This window comes from Mesorhizobium sp. P2_A12, from assembly GCF_056405075.1.
The window spans coordinates 1-5,638 of the sequence record NZ_JBFUCU010000058.1; the positions used below are offsets into that span (position 1 = coordinate 1).

Genomic DNA, 5,638 nt, shown 5'->3' on the forward strand with positions numbered 1-5,638 from the left:
GTCGAGCTTCTCGTCAAACGAGGTGCCGATTTGAGCGCGAGAACCCATCAGGGGATGACCCCGCTGATGATTGCGGAGAGCACAACGGGACGTTCGGAAATTGGCGCTTTGCTTCGTACTCTTGGTGCGAAGGAGTGATTTGGTCGATCTCGGCCCCCAGACAGGGTTGCGCTGTTGAAACGTCAAGGGCATCACCGGTAAGGATGCGCCATTCATCCAGTGGAGACAGGCCCTCTGCAGCCTAGGCCGATGGAACATTAGCCGTCTCGAATGGTTGATTTAAGCTTCGGATGCCCGGCTGCCTGGCTCCGTCGCAAGGCTGGTGGGCATACATCCAGCCGGCCCGCGTCAACTGGTCCCCTACCGTGGCGCGGGCTCTCTACGGAAAGGGGGGTCGCTTCTGGCCCGCTGTTGAAAAAAGTGGCGGGCTTCCTGGAACCTGTTGCAGAGAGTGAAGTTTTGATCCTGCTCGGTTGTCACCCCCCGAGCACCCACACACTTCCCGCCATCGTTTCCCGGTGGCGGGCTCTTTTTATGTTTTAGATGCACAAATATTTCCGCAGAAAGTTACCTTCTCCGCCAGCTAATGGCCCTCTGCTGGCGTCTTTGAGGCCTGTCACCTTTTGCCCAAGGTGACGGACTTTTTGTGCTTGTCGGAAGTGGCGGCCCCTTCGCGTTCATGGCCCGGTCCCCGCGCCATAGCAGGCGCGCACCCGTACACGTCTACCAAATGTGGCTTTGGCGCAACCTGACAGCACGAACAAACATGCGATTGGCACGCCCCGCTTGACGGCCGAAGCAGACTGCGCAACCGTTTTTGACGCCGGGGATGGGGGCGGAGGGCTCGTCGAGAACGAGTATAGGCGGGGGCCTTTCTCGACGAGCCTGCTCGGCCTGAAGAATAGCTGCTGACACCTTGCCTTTATGATTCAGATCAGGAATATAATCCTCCCGTTGCGGCGAACCCATCAATGACTTGCGCCTCGATCATGCGGATCGGCTTCTCAGATCACGTCGCCAGCGTCAGCGTGATTCGGTTAGTCTTGGCGTCGTTCGGCTGAATCGTCCAGCTCGAGACTGACAGAAAGTTAGGGTCGCTATTCGAGCAGGCGGCATTCCAAGCCAAGAGATCGATAAAGAAATAGGAAGCCGTCATGCGGGGATTGCGCTAACCGGATTGCGGCACGTATCGCAATGGGCGAGTGATGATTTAAGGATCCCGCCTTGCATAGGACACTCTGTAGTGGCGAATTCATTCGTCAAGAAGATGCTAATATATCCCTTGGCAGTGCGGGAACCTTTCTTAGGCGAGCCGATTTGTCTGCATGTCCCGAGCCGTCGAACCACCCATATTGCCAAAGGATAGCCCAGACCGGGAGGCCAACTGTGAAGTCGCCTTGGAAGCCGCATTCGCAGCGCTGGTCACTGCCTCGGAAGCGCAGGGGTGGACGCGGCACGAAACCGCTTTATCCCTCCTGAAAATCGCTACCGAGCATGCCCAGCAGTTCAGGCTTGTGCCGGCTGAGCCGCCAAGCTGGCAAACGCGAAGAGGTGTATTGATTGCGTGTGCCGCGATCGTGCTTTTGCTGTGTGCCGCCATCGTTTGGCGGGTGCTGAGGTGAGCGCGCCAGGCGACGACCGACAAGCCCGTGACGTCCTACTCGGCCTTGAGCTATGAAGATTGCGGAAGGCGCTGGGTTTCCAAGTGCGGCTGGCTATGCCCGTGATCCTCTCCGTGCGTATGGTTTAATCGGCGAGCTTGACGCCTGCGTCCGCCATCTCGTCCTTAAAGTTAACTTTCGTGCCCTTCTGCACCATAGAAGCGAGGTCTTCGGCATCCCAGTTAGTCAGCCGGATGCAGCCGTGTGAGAAAGTCGCGCCGATCTTGCGGGGTTCGGGCGTCCCGTGAATGCCGTAGCTTTCGATCGAGAGGTCGATCCAGACCGATCCGACGGGGTTGTTCGGCCCAGCAGCGATGGTGAAAGGCCGCTTAGTCTTTACTCCCTTGAAAGCGAAGTCCGGATCGTAGTGGTATGTGGGATTGCGTACGACGCGTTTAACTTCTGCCTGGCCGCTTGGCGCCGGCTTCTCGTTGCTCCCGATCGAGGCGGGGTAGACTGCGAGCCATTTGCCAGAAGGGTCAAGCACGCGCACCAGGCGAGTGCCCTTGTCGACCTCGACGCCAGCAACCGCGGCGGGAGGATCGCCTCGGCCAACATCTGGGACCAACAACATCGTGCCGGCCTTCCTGAAGCCGATGCCAGGATTGAGCTTTCTGAGCAATTGTTCGCCTATATGGAAGCGCTCCGCAACCTTCTCCGCCGCGTTGTGATAGCCAAGCCTCGACAGACGAGCCATCCTCTCGAGGCGAGCTGGAATGCGCTTGGTGAAGGGTCCGCGCACATCCTTGGGTGTCAGTTCGTAGACCACCAGGACCGGACTGGTGGAGGTTGCCATGAGCTTGTCCCAGGTCTCCTGAGAGAGCTTGCCATCTGACGGCAATCCGTTCGCGGTCTGAAAGGCCCCAATCGCCTTGGCGAAGTTCTCTGAAAGGCGGCCGTCGATCAGGCCGGGCGAGAATCGGGCGCGATCTAGAAGAATCTGGGCTTTCAGCACGGTTGGAATGGCACCTTTCGGCTCGCCGACGCCGAATTGGGCCTGGTTGACGGCGGTTTGGTCCAGCTTAGCCGCCTCGGTCCCGCCGCACGCGAGAGCGAATGCCACGGCAACGACAAGAAGGAGCCTAAACATCGATGCCAACTCCGAGTGCACAGGAACCTGCTTGTATGACGCGGAAAGGCCTTTCTGGTTCCATGCGCTAACAGCGATTCATCGGCCGGATCTCATGGAAAGGCCCGCCACGTCGATGTGGCGAGCCTTTTCAGCGCGATACGTTAGTGTCAGGTCAGGATAAGCACGATCTTCAGCGTGTCTGGATCGACGATGACGATGCGACCGTCGGCCAACAGGAAATACTCGTAGGAGGCTTCGTAGGCGGGTACGATTTTGACAATACGAGCTGGCAGACGATGCAACCGAATCTTGTGCCGGGGAACCTCAATGCCGACCGAAATGTCAAAATCGACATTGGACACCGGTTCGACCCGGGTCTCCTGGTGATCTGGGTCTTCTGTTCGACCATGACACAGCCTCCCGAGGGTGACGGATGGATTCACGAGGTCAAATTCGATGGCTACCGTTCGCAGCTCGTCATCGCTGAAGACGGCACCAGGATCTACACACGCAACGGGCACGACTGGACGGCGACGTATCGCGACCTTGTGAAAGAGGCCAATAGCCTCGGCGCCGAAAGCGCCATCGTCGATGGCGAGATCATCCTGCTCAACGATGCCGGCCTGTCGGACTTCGGCGAACTTCGCAAGGCGATCACGCTCCGGCAGCACGACCTCTATTTCGACGCCTTCGGTCTGCTGAATCTCAACGGCCACGATCTGCGCGACATGGCGCTGGAAGGGCGCCGCGAAATCCTCGCCGGCATGATTGAGCCCGGCGGGCGCATCCAGTTCAGTGAAGCGCTGCCGGGTGAAGCCAAGGCATCTTTCACCTGCTGGACCAGGCCGGGCTGGAGGGCATGGTGGCGCGACAGCAAATTCCGTAGCGGCCCGTCGACAAACTGGCTGAAGGCCAAGTGCTACTCGATCGACGAATATGAATTGCTCGGCGTCGAGCGCGAAGCAGGCAAACCGGCGTTTGCGCTGATGGCGGATCGTGCGACCGGGAGATATGTCGGTTCGGCCTTCATCAACGCTCGCAGCGCCATCCGAGACCGACTGTGGAAACGTGTTCAGGAACACGCCGGGCCGCCGCCGAACGGCATGAAGCGGCCGGCGACGCAATGGGTTAAGCCGGGGATCATCGGCCGCGTGAAGCACTTGCGCGGGGAGGAAGATTTGCGGCATGCCTCCCTGCAGGATTTCAGGGAGGTAGACGATGGCCGTGGCTAAGAAAGACCAGGAGCGCGACGCCTACATCCGAAATGCTGAATTGCGGAAGCTCCCGGCCATGATAGCCTCATAGGCAAAGGTGTCGATGGCGGAAGCAGTTGGTGGGGCGAATTCCAACAAACGCTGCTCTGATCGCTGCAGCGGCCACTCAGGTTTACGCTGCCGAGTGCCGTCGGCTTGCCGGTTCGCCCGACTAGCCGAACAACCCTCATAAGATCGGCGCCGTCATGCGCGTATTTTCGATCACTCTCCTTTGCATCCTCATAGCCATGCCTGCTCATGCTGCCAGTCGAATTTGCAATGCCGGCGAAGCTGTTATTCTAGTCGCTTACATGTGGCTCGATGGCAGCATGGGAGCAGGAGACGACGACTATATCAAGGTTGAAGGCTGGCACGCGCTTCCCCCCAAACAATGCGAGACGAACGAGGAAAGCTATAGAGTCGCTGTTGCGCAACTGGATGGGCACGGGAAATGGGGCTTTCCGGACTACACATTCGATGCTCCAACGTTCTCGGACGCTTGGCTAATTCAAAATGCAGCCTCTAACCCTTCGTGCGTTGCCCCACCGGGAAATCGCTTTCACTATGGCCCAGGTCCCAACAGTCAGCCTTGCCCGACGGGACTTGTCGAGACAAATTTCCCACTTCTGTCCCAAGAGAACGGCAACAACCTATTTCCGCCAACCGCAAGTATTAAAACAACCGTCTTTCCAAAATTGTACGATCTTGCAAATCCGCAGGCTGCGGGTTCGCCACCAGAGCAGAACCAAGCCGCCGCCAACGCCGCTTTCTTAATTTCCGGCGATCTCTCCGGCCCGTCTTTTACAGACAGCCATGGCATCGAAACTCCCGGCTGTAAGAATTCTATAGGCCAGAACGTACTGTTCTTTGCTGAGCCGCACATGTTTTTCGTCAACAAATACAAACAGCTTTTCAGAAAAACACAAGAACTTACGAGCCACGAACCTGCCGTCAATACGTTCGTTGAAGACGGGCCCGTGGTTGACTACGACTATGAAATGCTGGGGATGTACCCGGATTCCTACCGCAATTTCGTGCTGTACCAAGCCTGCATACTCAACTATTACGGCGATCAGGCAAGCCGCCCGGAGATCAACCCGTTCGACTACACCGACGATGAGAAACAGGCTGATTGCAGCGCCATCATCCACCTGCGCAACAACAAAAAGCTTTCAAAGAAGGATCTGGAACTGACGGTCGGTCTCCTTGGCATCCAGGATCTTGAAGATCCCCTCAAACAGCCGCCGACTCCGAAGAATGTGCGCCGCGGCGAAGTCATAGCGCAATGCTACAAGACAGATGGACTGTAGCACCCGGTGCGAGCCTGCCTGTCCAGAGAAGGCGTGCCTGGCTGTCTTGGCGGGCATCAAGGAAACCAGGGTGGCAAGGGCGGCATTCGTCAAGGTCCAGAGTCTGGATCAGGTCGGCTCGTCGATCAGGGACGCCGTGCCTTTCGGCCGTTGGTACTTTCTGACCAGTTCGACCGTACTGGCTTCGACCGTCACACGGCCGAGCACCTGCACCGTCACCCGACCTAAATCCTCGTCGACATGCACAACGTCGCCCTCGAATCTCATCCTGTCGCCGGGCTTGGCCTTCGCGTCGATGATCGAGTAGGGATAGTTGGCTGTCAGGATATGCAGGGTCACGCG

4 protein-coding genes and 1 pseudogene are annotated in these 5,638 nt (G+C 58.0%); 2 read left to right on the forward strand and 3 right to left on the reverse strand.

Annotated features, from left to right (window positions below; all coding sequences use genetic code 11):
• Positions 1-1,746 precede the first annotated feature (1,746 nt).
• Together AC1DZU_RS35265 and AC1DZU_RS35270 are read right to left on the reverse strand one after the other, a co-directional pair.
• Entirely contained in the window at positions 1,747-2,751 is a 1,005-nt protein-coding gene (locus tag AC1DZU_RS35265) for a L,D-transpeptidase family protein (protein WP_477292040.1), read from the reverse strand.
• Positions 2,752-2,900: 149 nt separating this feature from the next.
• A complete protein-coding gene (locus AC1DZU_RS35270; protein WP_477292042.1) occupies positions 2,901-3,254 on the reverse strand; it encodes a DUF1236 domain-containing protein in 354 nt (117 codons plus the stop codon).
• Here AC1DZU_RS35270 and AC1DZU_RS35275 point away from each other — a divergent pair.
• Both AC1DZU_RS35275 and AC1DZU_RS35280 read left to right on the forward strand, forming a co-directional pair.
• Positions 3,141-3,965 (forward strand): annotated as a pseudogene (locus AC1DZU_RS35275) (ATP-dependent DNA ligase). The gene AC1DZU_RS35270 and the pseudogene AC1DZU_RS35275 overlap by 114 nt on opposite strands.
• 227 nt (positions 3,966-4,192) lie before the next feature.
• Complete coding sequence (locus AC1DZU_RS35280; RefSeq protein WP_477292044.1) at positions 4,193-5,296, forward strand: hypothetical protein; 1,104 nt, start codon at positions 4,193-4,195, stop codon at positions 5,294-5,296.
• A gap of 108 nt (positions 5,297-5,404) precedes the next feature.
• Here AC1DZU_RS35280 and AC1DZU_RS35285 read toward each other — a convergent pair.
• The coding region (locus AC1DZU_RS35285; protein ID WP_477292046.1) for a hypothetical protein at positions 5,405-5,638 on the reverse strand (234 nt) is incomplete at its 5' end.